The organism is Psychroserpens damuponensis (assembly GCF_000826655.1).
In the GTDB taxonomy this organism is placed as follows: Bacteria; Bacteroidota; Bacteroidia; order Flavobacteriales; family Flavobacteriaceae; genus Psychroserpens; species Psychroserpens damuponensis.
The window spans coordinates 355,822-370,895 of sequence record NZ_JXJO01000024.1 but is presented as its reverse complement, the minus strand read 5'-3'; the positions used below and the strand labels follow the sequence as shown (position 1 = coordinate 370,895).

Sequence of the window (15,074 nt, the reverse complement as noted above, 5' to 3'; positions counted from 1 at the left end):
TAATAAAACCAATTATTGTGGCTCTAAAGTTCTTATTAATTGACGATAATGCTATTGATTTATTTATCAATCAAAAAATGATAGAGAAAGAAGCTGTGCCTACTAATATCATTACTTTTACTAACGCAAGTGATGCAATTGATTATTTAAAAAATTTAGAAGACCTTACATCATGTCACATGCGAAACGCTCCAGATGTTATTTTTTTAGATATCAATATGCCTTTGATGAATGGATTTCAATTTATTGATAAGTTTAATAAGTTAAATATAAAAAAAGAGATTCCAATAAAAATATATATGCTTTCATCATCAGCAAATCCCATAGATCTGCAAAAAGTAAAACAAGAGAAGTCTTGTACTGGTTTTATAAATAAACCTTTAACTAGTTATGCCATTAATAATGTGATGGAAAAATTTAGAACCTGTTAAGAGTTAGTTATATATAATCGGGTTGTATTTCTTATTACAAAAAGTAATTAAGTTCCATCTTCAACAGCATCATTAATGAGTTTACACTAAAAAGAGACTAATGGTCTTACTTTTAGTAAATTAAGGGTAGTTTTTATAAGGTTGTAAATAAAATATAGGTGAGTCGTATTTATATAGATTAGTAGGAAACTATTAAAACACATGGATAGCATAACGTCTCAAAGAAAGCATACAGTTTTAGATTCAAAAATTTACAGGACCAACTATTTAAAGTTTAATCTTTACACTATCTGCATATATAAAGTGGCTTTCATTATATTTGAATTTTTATAAGTCATATTATAAAGTTGTAGTTTCTGTAATTGATGCTTTATAAAAACTCAACGAATTAAACAATTACTATTGGCTTAATATTTTAATTGCTAGATCTACAACAGAAAGCAAATTATCTATCATAGAACGTAAATTTATTGAAGAGGATACTTATATTTATGTTTGTGAAAATGGTGCTTGTAAATTACCAATTGAAACTAGTAATAAAGCGATGCAACAATTATCAAAATAATAGTGATATAAAACAATCATTGTAAACCCTATTTATTTTAAGAAATGGTCACATTAAAACACTTAGCAGAACAACTTAACGTTTCAATATCAACGGTTTCTAAAGCCTTACATGATAGCGAAGAAATTAGTCCAGATACGATAGAACGTGTTAAGGCTTTGGCCAAGTTTTTAAACTACAAGCCTAACCGTTTAGCTGTTAGTTTAAAAAGCAGTAAGGCCAATACTATTGGTGTTATAATACCAGATATTTTAAATCACTTTTTTGCTAAAGCTTTATTTGCAATTGAGCAAGAAGCTGCAAAGCAAGGGTATCAAATTATTACATGTTTATCTAACGAACTTCAATCTAAAGAAAATGATAGTCTACAATTATTATCTAACGGAAGTGTTGACGGCTTTATCATGTCTATTGCCGAAGAAACTCAAGTGGCCAATAAAGTAGACCATATCAATTCTATTTTGAATCAAAATATTCCAATTGTTTTATTTGACAGAGTTTCAGAGGATATCGATTGCGATAAAGTAATAATTGATGATACTGGTGCTGCTTTCCAAGCTACAAATCATCTCCTTTCTGAAGGTAGAAAAAACATCGTATTAATTAGTCGTATTGATGATTTAAGTGTAGGTAAATTAAGAGTTAAAGGCTATTTAAAAGCTCTTAACGAAGACAAAACATATACAGCCGAACCGCGTTGTATTACAATTTCTCATGATGAATCTATTGAAAATAAAATCGAGGCTTTATTAACAAATAATAGAGATATTGATGGCATAGTAGGTATCGATAATACAACAGGTGTTATTGCATTACAAAAAGCTATAAAACTCAATATTAATGTCCCAAAAGACTTGTCTGTTATTGGGTTTTCAGATGAGAATGTACTTCAGTTTACAGACCCAAAGTTGTCAACCGTTTCTCAACATACTTTAGATATTGGTAAAGCATCAGTAGAAATGCTTATTGAAAAATTAAATAATAAATCGTCTGATCAAAAAAATATTACTAAAACGATTAAAGCAAATCTTATTTTAAGAGGGACAACAAAATAGTTTTTCTTCGGAAATTTTAAAAATCAGTTTCCTTTTTTAAAGCGCCATTGTCATGATACTTTTTCCAATTTCCGGTTTTTTTGTTATTTAACCTTTGACCTTCAGAAAATAGATACCATTTACAAAGTTTATATGAATATCTAAATTCTTTCTCATAGGTGACCACTTCAATAAATTTACCCAAATCTAATAATTGCTTAAGGTTTTGAGCATTCGTATCTATTTTTATTGTTTTAGAATCAATCACTAAAGTGCCATCTTTATCATAGCATTTCCAATACAAAGCGTTGCCAAATGCATCAAAATTGGCTTCCGTAAATAATTCACCACTTTTATAATATTCTTTAAAAACTCCTGTTGGAAACGTGTATTGATAATTATCAATTTGAAATACGTTAAGTATTCCTTTTTCTTTTTGATTACCGTTTTTAAATTTAAGATCAACGAGTTCTGTTGTGTATGGTTTTATTTGAGACGCTATTGTATTAAAATTCTCAGTATGTTGAGCAAATACTAATGCACTAAATAATAGAGCTAAAATTGATGTAAGTTGTGTCATTTATAGGCTGTATGAAGAATAAAAATACGCGTAACATCTTTGTACGTAACTAATTTAATAAATTAAAATAAAAAGGAAGTTAATATAGTACTCTTAGTATGTGAGCTAGAACTAAATTCTAAAATAAATATAGTTTAAAGCATAGGCATTTTATTAGTTATTTATAATACTGTCCTAATTAGTTTGATGTTCTCATGGGTTATAATTTGCTGTTTCTTTGTGAATTCATTACATGTTTTTGTAATTAAAAAAGTTAATCATAAACTCCGTTAATACATACCCTAATTCAATTTTATATAATGTAACTTTGGTTACTTAATACCTTTAAAAAAGGTCTTAATTTTGAAGGAAATTACAACTATGGATCTCACGCAAATTTTAGGGTATTTTGGAGCACTCATCATTGGTGTCGTTTTAGGACTTATTGGAGGAGGAGGCTCTATTTTAACGGTTCCTATTTTGGTATATTTATTAGCTATAAACCCAGTGACAGCTACAGCATATTCGCTTTTTGTAGTTGGTGTGTCTTCTGCTTTTGGTGTGTTTCAAAACATAAAAAAAGGTCTAGTAGATTTTAAAACTGCTTTTGTGTTTGCAATTCCTGCATTCATTGCCGTTTATATAACTAGAAAATTTGTAGTGCCAGCCATACCTAATGAGCTATATACCTTCGGAAACTTTACACTTACAAAAGATATCGCTATCATGGTATTTTTTGCTATCATTATGCTATTAGCATCTATCTCGATGATAAAGACAAAAAAGAATACCAAGCACATTTCCGAAGTTGTAACATTTAATTACCCATTAATTACGTTAGAAGGTCTTGTTGTTGGTGTTTTAACAGGTCTCGTTGGAGCAGGAGGTGGCTTTTTAATCATTCCGGCTTTAGTTTTACTTGCCAAATTACCAATGAAAAAAGCTGTGGCAACATCACTTTTAATTATAGCCATAAAATCATTAATAGGTTTTATTGGTGATGTAGAAAACCTAAGTATAGATTGGACGTTTCTATTAACTTTTACAGCTATATCTGTAGTTGGTATTTTTGTAGGTAGCTACCTGTCTAATTTTATCGACGGAAAAAAATTAAAGAAAGGATTTGGCTTTTTTGTATTAATCATGGGTATTTATATCCTTTTTAAAGAGCTGGCTTAAATGGAAAATCTTGATGCTTCATATTGGGATAATCGATACAAAAACAATGACGATCGTTGGGATTTAGGCGAAATTTCTCCTCCCATTAAAACTTTTATTGATCAATTAACAAATAAATCGATACGTATTTTAATTCCAGGAGGTGGCAACTCCTATGAAGCTGAATATCTCTTTAATAACGGATTTACAAATGTATATGTCGTTGATTTATCTGCTACAGCATTGCAAAATTTAAAATTAAGAGTGCCTCAGTTTCCTCAGGCTCATTTAATGCATTGTAATTTTTTTGAATTAGATCTAACGTTCGATCTAATAATAGAACAAACTTTTTTTTGCGCCTTACAGCCAAATCTTAGAAATGAATATGTGTTAAAAATGCAATCGCTATTAGCTAATAAAGGAACACTTGTTGGTGTGTTGTTTATATTGCCTTTAGATAAACAAGGTCCACCTTTTGGAGGAAATAAGGCTGTGTATTCAAATTTATTTGAACCTGTTTTTGAGATTCAAATCCTAGAAAAATGCTATAATTCTATAGAGAGCAGACGTGGTAAAGAGTTGTTTTTTAAATTACATCACAAAACTTAAATCTGTTAAGCTTGGTCGTGCTTAACTGTTTATTACAACCTATTATATTTTATAAATAAAAAAGACACACCTGATATTTGTCATGTTTTTTTTAGACGAAGCGTTGTAAATTTATAACCTTAAATTAAATTTATGATGTTTCAAAGTATTGCTTTATACGATTCTAATGTAACCATAGTAATGGTTGTTGTTTTTGCTATTGTCTGTTTAGCGCTAGTTGGATTTTTAATAAAAGCTATGTCAAGTAGTGGTAAAAAAGAAATAGAATCAGACATAGATGTAGATCCTAAAATTTAGGAGAGAAAACCTCTTAAAATCAGGTTGTTTTAGTGATTTTTAAAATAATACAATTTTAATGTAACGTTTTGATACTGATCGCGTCCTATAGGTAATCAATCAAATTCAAAACATCATGAGACAAGACAATCAACTTTTAGTAATTACGCATTTAAGTCAATTACTCACGTTTATTACTGGATTTGGCGGACTCATAGTGCCTTTAGTTATTTGGGCATCACAAAAAGAGAACGTCTATAACATGGATGAACAAGGAAAAAATATTGTGAATTTCCAACTAAGTTTATTGGTATATAGTATTATATGTATTCCGTTGGTATTTGTAATTGTAGGCATTTTTGGGTTATTAGCCTTATGCTTAGTATCGTTTATATTTCCAATTATGAATGCCATTAGAGCAAGTCATGGAGAATCACCAAAATACCCTTTATCTCTTAATTTTATTAGTTAGTTATTTTTAAATAGAGATAAAATGGAAACGCGCACTTATTAAGTGCGCGTTTTTTAAGTTCTATTATTTTTTATTTGGAAACTTAGTAACGATTGCCAAAGTTCGTTGCAGTTTAACTATTCAGCATCACAGGCATAACCAACATAGTCACTTGCTCACCAACATCTAAACCGTCAACAGGAGTTAGGATACCTGCTCTGTTTGGTAAACTCATTTCTAATTGTACATTATCTGCATTGAGGTTGTTTAACATTTCAGTTAAAAAACGAGAATTAAACCCAATTTGCATGTCATCACCTTGGTAATCACAAGTTAGACGTTCTTCTGCTTTGTTAGAATAATCAATATCTTCTGCAGAAATATTTAATTCAGCACCAGCAATTTTTAAACGTATTTGGTGCGTTGTCTTATTTGAGAAAATACTCACACGACGTACAGAATTTAAAAACTGTGTTCTGTCAATCGTTAATTTATTTGGGTTTTCTTTAGGGATTACCGCTTCATAATTAGGATACTTTCCGTCAATTAAACGACATACTAAAATTGTATTTTCAAACGTAAATTTTGCATTAGAATCATTGTATTCAATAATTACATTATCATCGGTAGCAGCTAAAATACCTTTTAATAAATTTAAAGGTTTTTTAGGCATAATAAATTCTGCAACCTGATCTGCTTTTACATCTTCACGTGTATATTTTACTAATTTATGTGCATCTGTTGCTACAAAGGTTAATCCTTCTGTAGAGAATTGAAAAAATACACCACTCATCACAGGACGTAAATCATCGTTTCCAGCAGCAAAAATAGTTTTGCTAATCGCTGTAGCTAATATATCACCAGAAATTGTTGTAGTACTAGGAGTATCTAATTCTACAGATTTTGGAAACTCATTGCCATCTGCATAAGCCAACGCATATTTACCATGGTTAGAACTAATTTCTACCGTATTATTATCTTCAACAACAAAAGTTAATGGTTGCTCAGGAAACGTTTTTAAGGTGTCTAAAAGTAAACGTGCTGGTAATGCAATACTACCATCTACATCGCTTTCTACATCAAGCGTAGAAGACATCGTTGTTTCTAAATCACTTGCCGATACTGTTAATTTTGAATCTTTTAAATCGAATAAAAAATTATCTAAAATAGGTAACGTATTAGAGCTATTGATAACTCCGCCTAAAACCTGTAATTGCTTTAGTAAATATGTACTGGATACTATAAATTTCATATGTATATACTATATATTTTTATGATAACACTATAAAAATTGTGCCTTACAAATATATCTTAAAGGGTTTGTTTTTTAAAACAAACTTATTAACAACCATTTCCCTCAAAAAAGAGAATAGTATTGCAAGTTTTTAATCTATTTTGAATATCGTTTTCTTCTTAAATAGTTAAATAAAAGTCCAAAAACACCTAGAATTACAAGTGGTAATGCAATATTTATAATTTGCCATTTTGTTTTTTGATCTTCAATTTTTTCTGGATCTAAAAAGGCTAGTTTTACCTCTTTGGTACGAATGTTTATAAGTCCGTCATCATTTAAAAGGTAATTCACTGCATTTTCTAGAAACTCCTTATTTCCAAATTTACGTTTGGTTAAAAACTCAAAACCTAATTCTTGCGGTTGTCCTCTTAATACTTCGTTTTTAATGACATCACCATCAGAAATAACAATCATTTTAGTTGACGTACTTAACGTTTTATCTTCGGAAATTTTAAAAGGTTTTACACGTTTGTCATAAACAGATGTAAACTCACCTTCTAATAATACAGCTAAGGTTTGATTTGGCTCGTTATAATCTTCAGGATTTGGTTGTTGCGTAACCACCTCTAAGCTAATTTCTCTTGGGACACCTTGAAGTTTTGATAATTTAGAACTACGTAATAATATTGTTTTATCAACACCATTTTTTAAGGTGTCTATTTGGCTCGCAAAATCAAATTTTACAGGATCTAAATTTGTGGTAATTGGATGATTAGGATTGCTCGCTGCTAAAGGAGAATAAGGCCATTGTAAAGGTTGAAATTGCGATTCACTGCCTTCTCCAATGGCTAATGTGATTGGAGCAGAGTACATATCATTAACAATTACTGGGTTGACACGTACACCATATTTAAAGAAAAAATCGTTGAGATTTAGATCTTTCATAATTGCAACACCACGTCCAGATTCGTTGAGCAGACTATCACGATCCATGATAATGCTTTCGGTTAACCATAAACTTTTTCCGCCATTCATGGTATATTGATCTAGCAGGTATTTTTCTTCTTCGGAAAATGGCTCACTAGGTTTTGCTGAGATGATTAAATCATATTGTTTAATGTCGTTCAAGGTTTTTTGCGGATTTCTAGCTACACTATCTAAAGTAAAAGGTGCCAGAAAATAGTGCTCACTCATTTTTTTAAGAAAATCAGCAACGTAGACATCTTTTAATTGTCCGTTACCTCTTAAAACCGCTATCTTTTTTTGCTTTGGATGAACTAATTTTTTAAAGGCTTCGGCAAATACATACTCTAAATTTTGAATAGAACCATTTACCAACTCTTGGTCTGTTGCACCTATTTTATTTTTAATTAACGGTACAATAACCGTTTGCTCATTATAACTTGCCAAAGCCCAAGGTATAATGACTTCTTGTGATGTTTTTCCGTTTTCTTGAATATTAACTTGAAACGGTTGTAAACCACGTTGCGCTAATTGCTGTATGTTTTGGTTTCTTGTTTTTTCATCGGCTAACGGATTTATAAATTGAAATTTCACATGAGCATTAGATACCGTAAACTCTTCTAATAATTGCTGTGTTTCATCTCGAAGTCGTCTAAACTCTGTAGGGAATTCACCTTCTAAAAACACGTCTATAATTAAAGGAGAATCTACATTCTCAACAGTTTGTAAAGCCTCATTAGATAAGGTGTAACGTTTATCTTGTGTTAAATCAACGCGTTGGTAAACATAACTAGAAATGACGTTAATTACGATAAGCGCAACTAATGTCATAAGGATAACGATGATATTTTTTTTACTCTTCAGCATCAAATTTTTGTTCTTCTTTATATAATCTTAGATTAACAACTTTATCATTTTCGAATGTTAATTCTAAGCATTCTTTTTTGGTGTTAAATGCTCCTGGTTCTAGGCCTAATCCATAATTCCATTGATTTGGGTTGTGATCTTTTTTTGTATCGTCCCAAGATAACCATTCGTAAGTTCCTAAAAGTGATTCAATGGCTGTTTTGGTCTTACCAACTAAAATTTCCGAAGTAATCATATCCTCAGACAATTCATAACGTAATGCTGGTTTGTCTTGCCAAATTTTTGAAGAAAACTGCTTTTCATGATGGTAGTTACTAAAAATATTAATTAGTGGATATACAGCATAAAAATAAACCAAAGGTGTTAATGCTAAACTCACTAAAAATGTAAGCCAAATGCGTTTGTCTATCGTTTTTACAAATAGAAAAACAAGCACAAATGTAATGCACATAAAAACCACTAACTTAATTGTAATAATCATTGGTTAGCGCGTTTGATATTTAATTTTGTTAATACAATAAATAAGGCCGTTATGCTTAAAAAGTAAATGATATCTCTAGAGTCTAATACGCCTCTACTCATACTTTTAAAGTGCGATTCCATACCTAATTTTTCTATATAAAATGCATCTCCAAATAGATTGTAATTTGATAAGCCTTCAAAGCCAAAATAGAAAAAGAAGCAAATAAATACGGCAACGATAAAGGCTACTATTTGATTGTCTGATAGGCTAGAGGCAAATACACCAATGGCTGTGTAAGCAGCGATTAGAAACAATAAGCCAAAATACGATCCCATAACACTTCCCATGTCTAGGTTACCTTCAGGATTTCCTAGTTTTGAGATGGTAAATACATATAATAGTGTTGGGATTAGTGCAAAAATGATCAATACAAATGCACCTAAATATTTGCCTAAAACGATGTTTAAATGACTTATGGGTTTGGTAAGTAAAAGTTCTAATGTGCCTTGTTTTTTCTCATCTGCAAAACTTCTCATGGTTACGGCTGGCACTAGGAAAATAAGAATCCAAGGTGCTAATAAAAAGAAGGTAGATAAATCTGCAAAACCGTTATCGAGCACATTAAAATCACCTTTAAATAACCAGAGAAATAAACCGTTAAGTAATAAAAATACCGCAATGACCAAGTAGCCAATTGGTGACGCGAAAAAGGTGTTTATTTCTTTTTTTAGTATTGAGAACATTTAATGTTTGTTATGCTGTTTTAAAAATGTTTTGAATTTAATCATTCTAATTCCGGGAAAAATAATAAATATTAATCCAAGTACACAACCAAATAAGCTAATAGTTTGTGGTGTTGGGCGTTTACTTCCAAAACGATTAAAATATAAAGCTACCAAAAAAATAATAATACCTATACAAATTGGTATTAGTAAGTTTCTCCAACTTTTTTTGATGTTTTCTTCGGTCATTATAGTTTTACTGTAAACTGGCTAATTTATTGACACTCCAAGCTTCAGGCTTTCCATTAAACATAGGTTTTGTTTTTGCCCAAATGCCTTGAAATAAATTGGAATGTCTGTAATTCTCTAAATCGGCTTCGGTTTGCCAATAACTATACGTAAAAAAGATATTGGTGTTGTATTTATCGCGATACAATTCTAAAAACTCACAGCCTTCAAAACCTCTAATGTGCTCTTTTTGAGATTCGAAATTATTTAGAAATTCTTCAATTCTTAAGGGGTCTAGGCTTAGTTTTACGATTCTAATGAGCATATTAATTATTGTATAAGTTTATCTCAATTTTATTTTTGCTTTGTCTTAAAGATAGGATACATTAAGATAACACCTAATATTAACCCTAAAATGCTAGAGGTGTTTTGCATAGGTTGCTCTATAAAACCTAATAGATTAACTAAGGCAAATACTATAAATAATAGGCCGATGATTGCTATTATAAAACTTGGTATTGGTTTCTCCGACCAACGTTGTTTGTCTTTCATTGAATGATTTTTTATTAGGTTTTAGAAAAATTAATCGTAACCGTATCCATAACTTTTAATCCTAAAAGGGTAGAAGCGCTTCCAACAGTTCCATTATCACTTTTATAAACGGCAATTTCTAAATAACCAGATGAATTAAATACCACTAAGCGTTTACCATCATCATAGCGCTTTTCTTCAGGGATATCAAAATTAATAGCATCGCTATATTTTTCATATATCGTTTTAAACTTATAATTACGTGCAGAAATTTCATAACTACGCGTTTTCTGTATGTCTTCAAAAAACTTACGTTTAATGTTAGTAATCACGTTTCCGTAGTTATCAATATAAATAACGCTTCCAATAATTTGACTGCGTTCTTCACTCACAAACGGAATTAAATTTTTGATAGGTTTAATAGTTTCAATGATTTTACCAATAACTTCAAGCGTTCCACCACGTGCAATATGGCAAGCTACATTTACAAATACATCTAGCACAGGAAAGCTCGTTGCAACGCGATCATGAATATTTATTTCTACAATTTTTTGTGGTACAATTTCTGAACAAATCATACTCATAATGCCGTTATTAGCACATATAAAATAATGATCGTTTAGTAGCACTGCAATATGCTTATTTTCAGGATTGAGCTCTGAGTCAATCCCAATCATATGAATAGTACCTTTAGGAAAACTACTATAGGCATTTTGAATAATGTAAGCAGCTTCTGGTACATTAAATGGCGAGACAGAATGTGAGATATCAACAATTCGCACATCAGGTAATTCGCTATAAATAGCACCTTTTATGGCTCCAGCGAAGTGGTCTTTTTCGCCAAAATCTGTTGTTAATGTGATGATTGCCATAGATTAAGCAATAGAGTTTTAATGATTGTTGGAACTCATTTTTAAATCTTGAATAAAACTGTTAAAAACTAATCATATTTTAACCTTTAGGTAACCTAAAGAGTAAAATAGTTTAATTATTTTTGGTAGTATAGATGTTGAAAATGAGTCTTAATTTGTCTCATCACAAATCTAATAAAACAAAACAGATTAATTAATAATTCTCATCGCTTTTGAACGAACTTATTTTAGAACTTGAAGAAATCACTCCTAAAGAATTTTTTGGAGCTCAAAATGCAAACATTAAACTTCTTAAAACCTACTTTCCTAAACTTAAAATTGTAGCCAGAGGCAATACAATTAAAGCTTATGGAGACGAAGATTTACTAGAAGAGTTTGACCGACGAATGAACATGCTCATGGTGCATTTTGGAAAGTATAATAAAATAGATGAAAACGTAATTGAACGGGTTTTAACAAGTCAAAGTAGCGATGATTATAATACTTCAGAAAAAAGTGGAGAAGCCATAATTCATGGTGTCAATGGTAAAATCATAAAAGCGCAAACTGTAAACCAACGTAAATTGGTAGAGAGTATGCGAAAAAATGATATGGTGTTTGCTATTGGTCCTGCAGGAACCGGAAAAACATATACAGGTGTTGCTTTGGCAGTTAAAGCTTTAAAAGCCAAAGAAGTTAAACGTATAATTTTAACACGACCAGCAGTAGAAGCAGGAGAGAATCTAGGCTTTTTGCCAGGCGATTTAAAAGAAAAATTAGACCCATACATGCAACCATTATATGACGCACTTCGTGATATGATACCTGCAGAACGTTTGGCGAGTTTTATAGAAAACGGAACCATACAAATTGCGCCTCTAGCTTTTATGCGTGGTCGAACTTTAGATAACGCTTTTGTCATTTTAGATGAAGGTCAAAATACAACTCATGCCCAAATGAAAATGTTTTTAACACGTATGGGGAAAAATGCAAAGTTTTTATTAACAGGAGATCCTGGTCAGGTAGATTTACCGCGTCGTTCTATTTCTGGATTAAAAGAAGCGCTTCTCGTATTAAAAAACGTAGAGGGTATTGGCATGGTATATCTAGATGATAAAGATGTTATTCGTCATAAGTTGGTGAAAAAAGTAATTGCTGCTTATAAGAGTATTGAGAATAGAGAATAGAGCGTTCGTATAATTGAGAATGTAAAACTGAATACTACTGAATTTAATAGGTTCTTCGGAAATATTAAAATTCAAGTTATTGTAAACAAAAAAATAAATAATGGCTAATAATACCATAACAGAATCAAACTTCAATTTTCCAAAACAAAAAAGTGTTTATAAAGGTAAAGTAAGAGCGGTCTATAATATTGATGATCAAGAGTTGGTCATGATTGCTACAGATCGTTTAAGTGCTTTTGATGTCGTGATGCCTAAAGGGATTCCTTATAAAGGTCAAATCTTAAATCAAATTGCAACAAGCATGATGAAAGCTACCCAAGATTTAGTGCCCAACTGGTTAACTTCTATTCCAGATCCTAACGTAGCAGTAGGTCATATTTGTGAACCTTTTAAAGTAGAAATGGTAATTCGAGGTTATATGTCTGGTCATGCAGCTCGAGAATATAAAGCCGGACGACGTTTGCTTTGTGGTGTAGCAATGCCAGAAGGGATGAAAGAAAACGATAAATTTCCTGAGCCAATTATCACACCTGCAACCAAAGCCGAAATGGGTGATCATGATGAAGATATTTCTAGAGAAGACATTATTTCAAAACATATCGTTTCCGAAGAAGAGTATCTAATATTAGAAGATTATACACGTAAGTTGTTTCAACGTGGTACAGAAATAGCAGCCTCTAGAGGTTTAATTTTAGTGGATACAAAGTATGAATTTGGAAAAACTAAAGATGGTAAAATTGTACTAATTGATGAAATTCATACACCAGATTCTTCACGTTATTTCTATGCAGAAGGCTACCAAAAGCGACAAGATAATAACGAGCCACAAAAACAATTGTCTAAAGAGTTTGTGAGACAATGGTTAATTGCTAATGATTTTCAAGGTCTTGACGGACAAACGGTACCAGAAATGAGTGACGACTATATTAAAACGGTAAGTGATCGCTATATTGAGTTGTATGAAAATATTATGGGAGAACCTTTTGTAAAAGCTGATGTTTCTGATATTGAGCGTAGGATTGAGCAGAATGTTTTGGCGTATTTAGGTTAACAAGATCGTAGTTAATAAATTTGAAGACTTAAAAATGATACAAATCTATAGCTTAATTCCATTGTTGTTTATACTAACATGTGCTTCAAGTTCAGATTCTCAAGATGGTTGTTACTCAAATAAAGGTATTAAAATAGCAAAATCTTATACCGCAAACGATTATGAAGATATAGATGTAGGTTTTCAAGAAACACATTATGATAAAAATGGCAAACCAACGTTAAGCGCCAATGAAAATAATGGTACAAAGACAACTTACAACTATCAAGGTGCAAAATTAATATACATAATTAATGAAAGTAATCGACCTGATTTTTATGATGCATCTAGTGATTATGAAACAAAGTTAAAGGTAGATACAGTGTTTGTTTCTGTACATTATAAAGATGGTAGATTAAAAGAAATTATTGAAAAAAATAATACAAAAGTACTTTTTGAATATGATGGTTGTGAAAAGTCAATTCATACTTTTTTAAAACAAAATGGAGATACTATACAACAAGTAAAATATATAAACAAAAACAATGTTTTAGTAAAAACTAAGTGGACCTCTTTTTATCCTTCAAAGTCCACAAGGGTTTCAGAGTATTATGATTATGAATTTGATACCAAAGGCCATTGGATCAAAAGAAAATATAAGCACTCAAATAAAATTGAGAATACCGAAACTAGAACGCTCATTTATTATTGAAAATGCAATTACCATTTTATAACAGTAATTGTTTTTATAATACATAAGTTTCAAAAATGGTTTCTAGAGATTGTTCTGGATTATCGCACAATCCAGGATGCGTTTTAGAACTTTGAATAATAGTACTCCTTGAAGCAGCCAACCATCTAAAGCGATCTGATAATTCGAATTGACCAATTGCACCTCCATTTGGATGACCTTCACAAATTAATTCCCAGGCGTGTAAATATTTGTTTAAAGCGTCAATATCTAACTCGCTACAAAATGCCTTTAACTTTATGGGATCTATATTGTATTTGATTCCTAAATACTTTTTGCGCTTAGAAAATAAAATAACACCAACATTAAAAAATTCTTCACGCTCTACTTTTGGAACAATCCTAATAATGGCATATTCAAATGTAATTTTATCTTGCATCTTGCGCTTCTTTAACTAATTCATCAATTTTATTTAGCCTCGTATTAATATACGTTTCATAAGCAGTTCTCATGTCGCTTGTAGCCATTGTATCTGCTTCATTTTCTAACCAATCTTCAGGAATTAAGGAGATGATTTCTTTAATTTTATTAGCATTGAGAGTAGTAGTAATATGAGAAGATGCTTCTTTTAAATTTGTAGCACTTTTAAGCAATACGTGATCTTTTATGAGCGGAAATGTTCTGGTAAGATGATTTTCCCATGTATTCCAATTATGGTGAAAATAGAAACTTGCACCATTATCAATAACCCATAATTCTTTATTCCATTGAAGCAAATTAGTATTTTTTACAGTTCTATCTATATTGCTTATAATGCTATCAAGCAATACTATTTTTGAAGCTGTTATGGCATCTACTTCAACAACTAGTGGGTCAAAAGTAATAGCACTTGATAAAAAATGAAGTCCTAAATTGAGACCTACACTAAATTTTAGTAAATCTTGAATTTCCTCATCTGGTTCTGTTTTGCTAAATGAATCATCTAGGTTCATAAAGACTAATTCAGGGATTTTTAATCCGATGGCACGTGCTAGTTCACCACCAAGAAGTTCGGCAATAAGTGCTTTTTTACCTTGCCCAGCACCTCTAAATTTTAATACATATAGAAAACCGTCATCTGCCTTTACGATGGCAGGAAGTGAGCCGCCTTCTCGCAAGGGATTTATATATTGTATAACATTTACTGTTCTAATATCAATTGTATTCATAATTACTAAAGTAGTA

General features: G+C 31.0%; 20 protein-coding genes. 9 read left to right on the top strand and 11 right to left on the bottom strand.

From position 1 onward, the window contains the following. Positions 1–17 precede the first annotated feature (17 nt). Together TD29_RS16045 and TD29_RS16040 are read left to right on the top strand one after the other, a co-directional pair. Positions 18–431: a response regulator gene (locus tag TD29_RS16045; protein ID WP_206539803.1), complete on the top strand. Its 414-nt coding sequence runs from the start codon at positions 18–20 to the stop codon at positions 429–431. A gap of 609 nt (positions 432–1,040) precedes the next feature. Further along, positions 1,041–2,051 carry a LacI family DNA-binding transcriptional regulator gene (locus TD29_RS16040; protein WP_040282132.1) on the top strand — a complete coding sequence of 337 codons (1,011 nt, stop codon included), beginning with the start codon at positions 1,041–1,043 and terminating at the stop codon, positions 2,049–2,051. Positions 2,052–2,067: 16 nt separating this feature from the next. On the opposite strand, the gene TD29_RS16035 is transcribed toward TD29_RS16040, so the two are convergent. Further along, positions 2,068–2,610, bottom strand: coding sequence for a hypothetical protein (locus TD29_RS16035; RefSeq protein ID WP_040282131.1), 543 nt, complete (start codon positions 2,608–2,610; stop codon positions 2,068–2,070). 360 nt (positions 2,611–2,970) lie between these two features. Here TD29_RS16035 and TD29_RS16030 point away from each other — a divergent pair, with 360 nt between their 5' ends. The 4 genes from TD29_RS16030 (at position 2,971) to TD29_RS16020 (ending at position 5,104) form a co-directional block, all read left to right on the top strand. Further along, positions 2,971–3,768 (top strand): sulfite exporter TauE/SafE family protein, encoded by a 798-nt coding sequence (locus TD29_RS16030; protein ID WP_040282129.1) that lies wholly within the window; start codon positions 2,971–2,973, stop codon positions 3,766–3,768. Then, on the top strand, positions 3,769–4,356 hold the full coding sequence (locus tag TD29_RS16025; RefSeq protein ID WP_040282128.1) for a methyltransferase domain-containing protein: 588 nt from the start codon (positions 3,769–3,771) through the stop codon (positions 4,354–4,356). Between the two features lie 132 nt (positions 4,357–4,488). After that, on the top strand, positions 4,489–4,653 hold the full coding sequence (locus TD29_RS18710; protein WP_162835823.1) for a hypothetical protein: 165 nt from the start codon (positions 4,489–4,491) through the stop codon (positions 4,651–4,653). Positions 4,654–4,768: 115 nt separating this feature from the next. Further along, on the top strand, positions 4,769–5,104 hold the full coding sequence (locus tag TD29_RS16020; RefSeq protein ID WP_040282127.1) for a DUF4870 domain-containing protein: 336 nt from the start codon (positions 4,769–4,771) through the stop codon (positions 5,102–5,104). Positions 5,105–5,216: 112 nt separating this feature from the next. Here TD29_RS16020 and dnaN read toward each other — a convergent pair whose 3' ends face one another. From dnaN to TD29_RS15980, 8 genes are all read right to left on the bottom strand, one after another. Further along, positions 5,217–6,335, bottom strand: coding sequence for a DNA polymerase III subunit beta (dnaN, locus tag TD29_RS16015; protein ID WP_040282126.1), 1,119 nt, complete (start codon positions 6,333–6,335; stop codon positions 5,217–5,219). A gap of 138 nt (positions 6,336–6,473) precedes the next feature. After that, a complete protein-coding gene (gene gldG, locus TD29_RS16010; protein WP_040282124.1) occupies positions 6,474–8,147 on the bottom strand; it encodes a gliding motility-associated ABC transporter substrate-binding protein GldG in 1,674 nt (557 codons plus the stop codon). Continuing rightward, positions 8,134–8,628 carry a hypothetical protein gene (locus TD29_RS16005; protein WP_040282123.1) on the bottom strand — a complete coding sequence of 165 codons (495 nt, stop codon included), beginning with the start codon at positions 8,626–8,628 and terminating at the stop codon, positions 8,134–8,136. The genes gldG and TD29_RS16005 overlap by 14 nt, the downstream gene beginning before the upstream one ends. Further along, positions 8,625–9,353, bottom strand: coding sequence for a gliding motility-associated ABC transporter permease subunit GldF (gene gldF / locus TD29_RS16000; protein ID WP_040282121.1), 729 nt, complete (start codon positions 9,351–9,353; stop codon positions 8,625–8,627). The genes TD29_RS16005 and gldF overlap by 4 nt, the downstream gene beginning before the upstream one ends. Then, the gene (locus tag TD29_RS15995) at positions 9,354–9,581 is read right to left on the bottom strand and encodes a hypothetical protein (protein ID WP_040282119.1); all 228 of its coding nucleotides are present in this window, start codon (positions 9,579–9,581) and stop codon (positions 9,354–9,356) included. It lies immediately after the preceding gene. Positions 9,582–9,588: 7 nt separating this feature from the next. Continuing rightward, a complete protein-coding gene (locus TD29_RS15990) occupies positions 9,589–9,885 on the bottom strand; it encodes a putative quinol monooxygenase (RefSeq protein ID WP_040282118.1) in 297 nt (98 codons plus the stop codon). Between the two features lie 29 nt (positions 9,886–9,914). Continuing rightward, positions 9,915–10,112 carry a hypothetical protein gene (locus TD29_RS15985; protein WP_040282116.1) on the bottom strand — a complete coding sequence of 66 codons (198 nt, stop codon included), beginning with the start codon at positions 10,110–10,112 and terminating at the stop codon, positions 9,915–9,917. A gap of 14 nt (positions 10,113–10,126) precedes the next feature. Beyond that, complete coding sequence (locus TD29_RS15980; RefSeq protein ID WP_040282114.1) at positions 10,127–10,963, bottom strand: SAM hydrolase/SAM-dependent halogenase family protein; 837 nt, start codon at positions 10,961–10,963, stop codon at positions 10,127–10,129. Between the two features lie 212 nt (positions 10,964–11,175). Here TD29_RS15980 and TD29_RS15975 point away from each other — a divergent pair, with 212 nt between their 5' ends. The 3 genes from TD29_RS15975 to TD29_RS15965 all read left to right on the top strand — a co-directional run bounded on the left by TD29_RS15975 (position 11,176) and on the right by TD29_RS15965 (position 13,871). Further along, entirely contained in the window at positions 11,176–12,129 is a 954-nt protein-coding gene (locus TD29_RS15975) for a PhoH family protein (RefSeq protein ID WP_040282112.1), read from the top strand. 100 nt (positions 12,130–12,229) lie between these two features. Next, the gene (locus tag TD29_RS15970; RefSeq protein WP_040282110.1) at positions 12,230–13,180 is read left to right on the top strand and encodes a phosphoribosylaminoimidazolesuccinocarboxamide synthase; all 951 of its coding nucleotides are present in this window, start codon (positions 12,230–12,232) and stop codon (positions 13,178–13,180) included. A 34-nt stretch (positions 13,181–13,214) separates the two neighbouring features. Beyond that, complete coding sequence (locus TD29_RS15965; protein WP_040282108.1) at positions 13,215–13,871, top strand: hypothetical protein; 657 nt, start codon at positions 13,215–13,217, stop codon at positions 13,869–13,871. Between the two features lie 34 nt (positions 13,872–13,905). On the opposite strand, the gene TD29_RS15960 is transcribed toward TD29_RS15965, so the two are convergent. Further along, on the bottom strand, positions 13,906–14,289 hold the full coding sequence (locus TD29_RS15960) for a DUF3037 domain-containing protein (protein WP_040282106.1): 384 nt from the start codon (positions 14,287–14,289) through the stop codon (positions 13,906–13,908). Next, positions 14,279–15,058, bottom strand: a complete 780-nt coding sequence (locus tag TD29_RS15955; RefSeq protein ID WP_040282105.1) for a HipA family kinase — start codon at positions 15,056–15,058, stop codon at positions 14,279–14,281. Before TD29_RS15955 ends, TD29_RS15960 begins: the two co-directional genes overlap by 11 nt. Positions 15,059–15,074 lie beyond the last annotated feature (16 nt).

Bases quoted from the DNA above. Each gene is read 5' to 3' on its own strand.
- TD29_RS16040 (WP_040282132.1), top strand. From the start codon at position 1,041: ATGGTCACATTAAAACACTTAGCAGAACAACTTAACGTTTCAATATCA.
- TD29_RS16035 (WP_040282131.1), bottom strand. From the start codon at position 2,610: ATGACACAACTTACATCAATTTTAGCTCTATTATTTAGTGCATTAGTA.
- TD29_RS16030 (WP_040282129.1), top strand. From the start codon at position 2,971: ATGGATCTCACGCAAATTTTAGGGTATTTTGGAGCACTCATCATTGGT.
- TD29_RS16025 (WP_040282128.1), top strand. From the start codon at position 3,769: ATGGAAAATCTTGATGCTTCATATTGGGATAATCGATACAAAAACAAT.
- TD29_RS18710 (WP_162835823.1), top strand. From the start codon at position 4,489: ATGATGTTTCAAAGTATTGCTTTATACGATTCTAATGTAACCATAGTA.
- TD29_RS16020 (WP_040282127.1), top strand. From the start codon at position 4,769: ATGAGACAAGACAATCAACTTTTAGTAATTACGCATTTAAGTCAATTA.
- dnaN (WP_040282126.1), bottom strand. From the start codon at position 6,335: ATGAAATTTATAGTATCCAGTACATATTTACTAAAGCAATTACAGGTT.
- gldG (WP_040282124.1), bottom strand. From the start codon at position 8,147: ATGCTGAAGAGTAAAAAAAATATCATCGTTATCCTTATGACATTAGTT.
- TD29_RS16005 (WP_040282123.1), bottom strand. From the start codon at position 8,628: ATGATTATTACAATTAAGTTAGTGGTTTTTATGTGCATTACATTTGTG.
- gldF (WP_040282121.1), bottom strand. From the start codon at position 9,353: ATGTTCTCAATACTAAAAAAAGAAATAAACACCTTTTTCGCGTCACCA.
- TD29_RS15995 (WP_040282119.1), bottom strand. From the start codon at position 9,581: ATGACCGAAGAAAACATCAAAAAAAGTTGGAGAAACTTACTAATACCA.
- TD29_RS15990 (WP_040282118.1), bottom strand. From the start codon at position 9,885: ATGCTCATTAGAATCGTAAAACTAAGCCTAGACCCCTTAAGAATTGAA.
- TD29_RS15985 (WP_040282116.1), bottom strand. From the start codon at position 10,112: ATGAAAGACAAACAACGTTGGTCGGAGAAACCAATACCAAGTTTTATA.
- TD29_RS15980 (WP_040282114.1), bottom strand. From the start codon at position 10,963: ATGGCAATCATCACATTAACAACAGATTTTGGCGAAAAAGACCACTTC.
- TD29_RS15970 (WP_040282110.1), top strand. From the start codon at position 12,230: ATGGCTAATAATACCATAACAGAATCAAACTTCAATTTTCCAAAACAA.
- TD29_RS15965 (WP_040282108.1), top strand. From the start codon at position 13,215: ATGATACAAATCTATAGCTTAATTCCATTGTTGTTTATACTAACATGT.
- TD29_RS15960 (WP_040282106.1), bottom strand. From the start codon at position 14,289: ATGCAAGATAAAATTACATTTGAATATGCCATTATTAGGATTGTTCCA.
- TD29_RS15955 (WP_040282105.1), bottom strand. From the start codon at position 15,058: ATGAATACAATTGATATTAGAACAGTAAATGTTATACAATATATAAAT.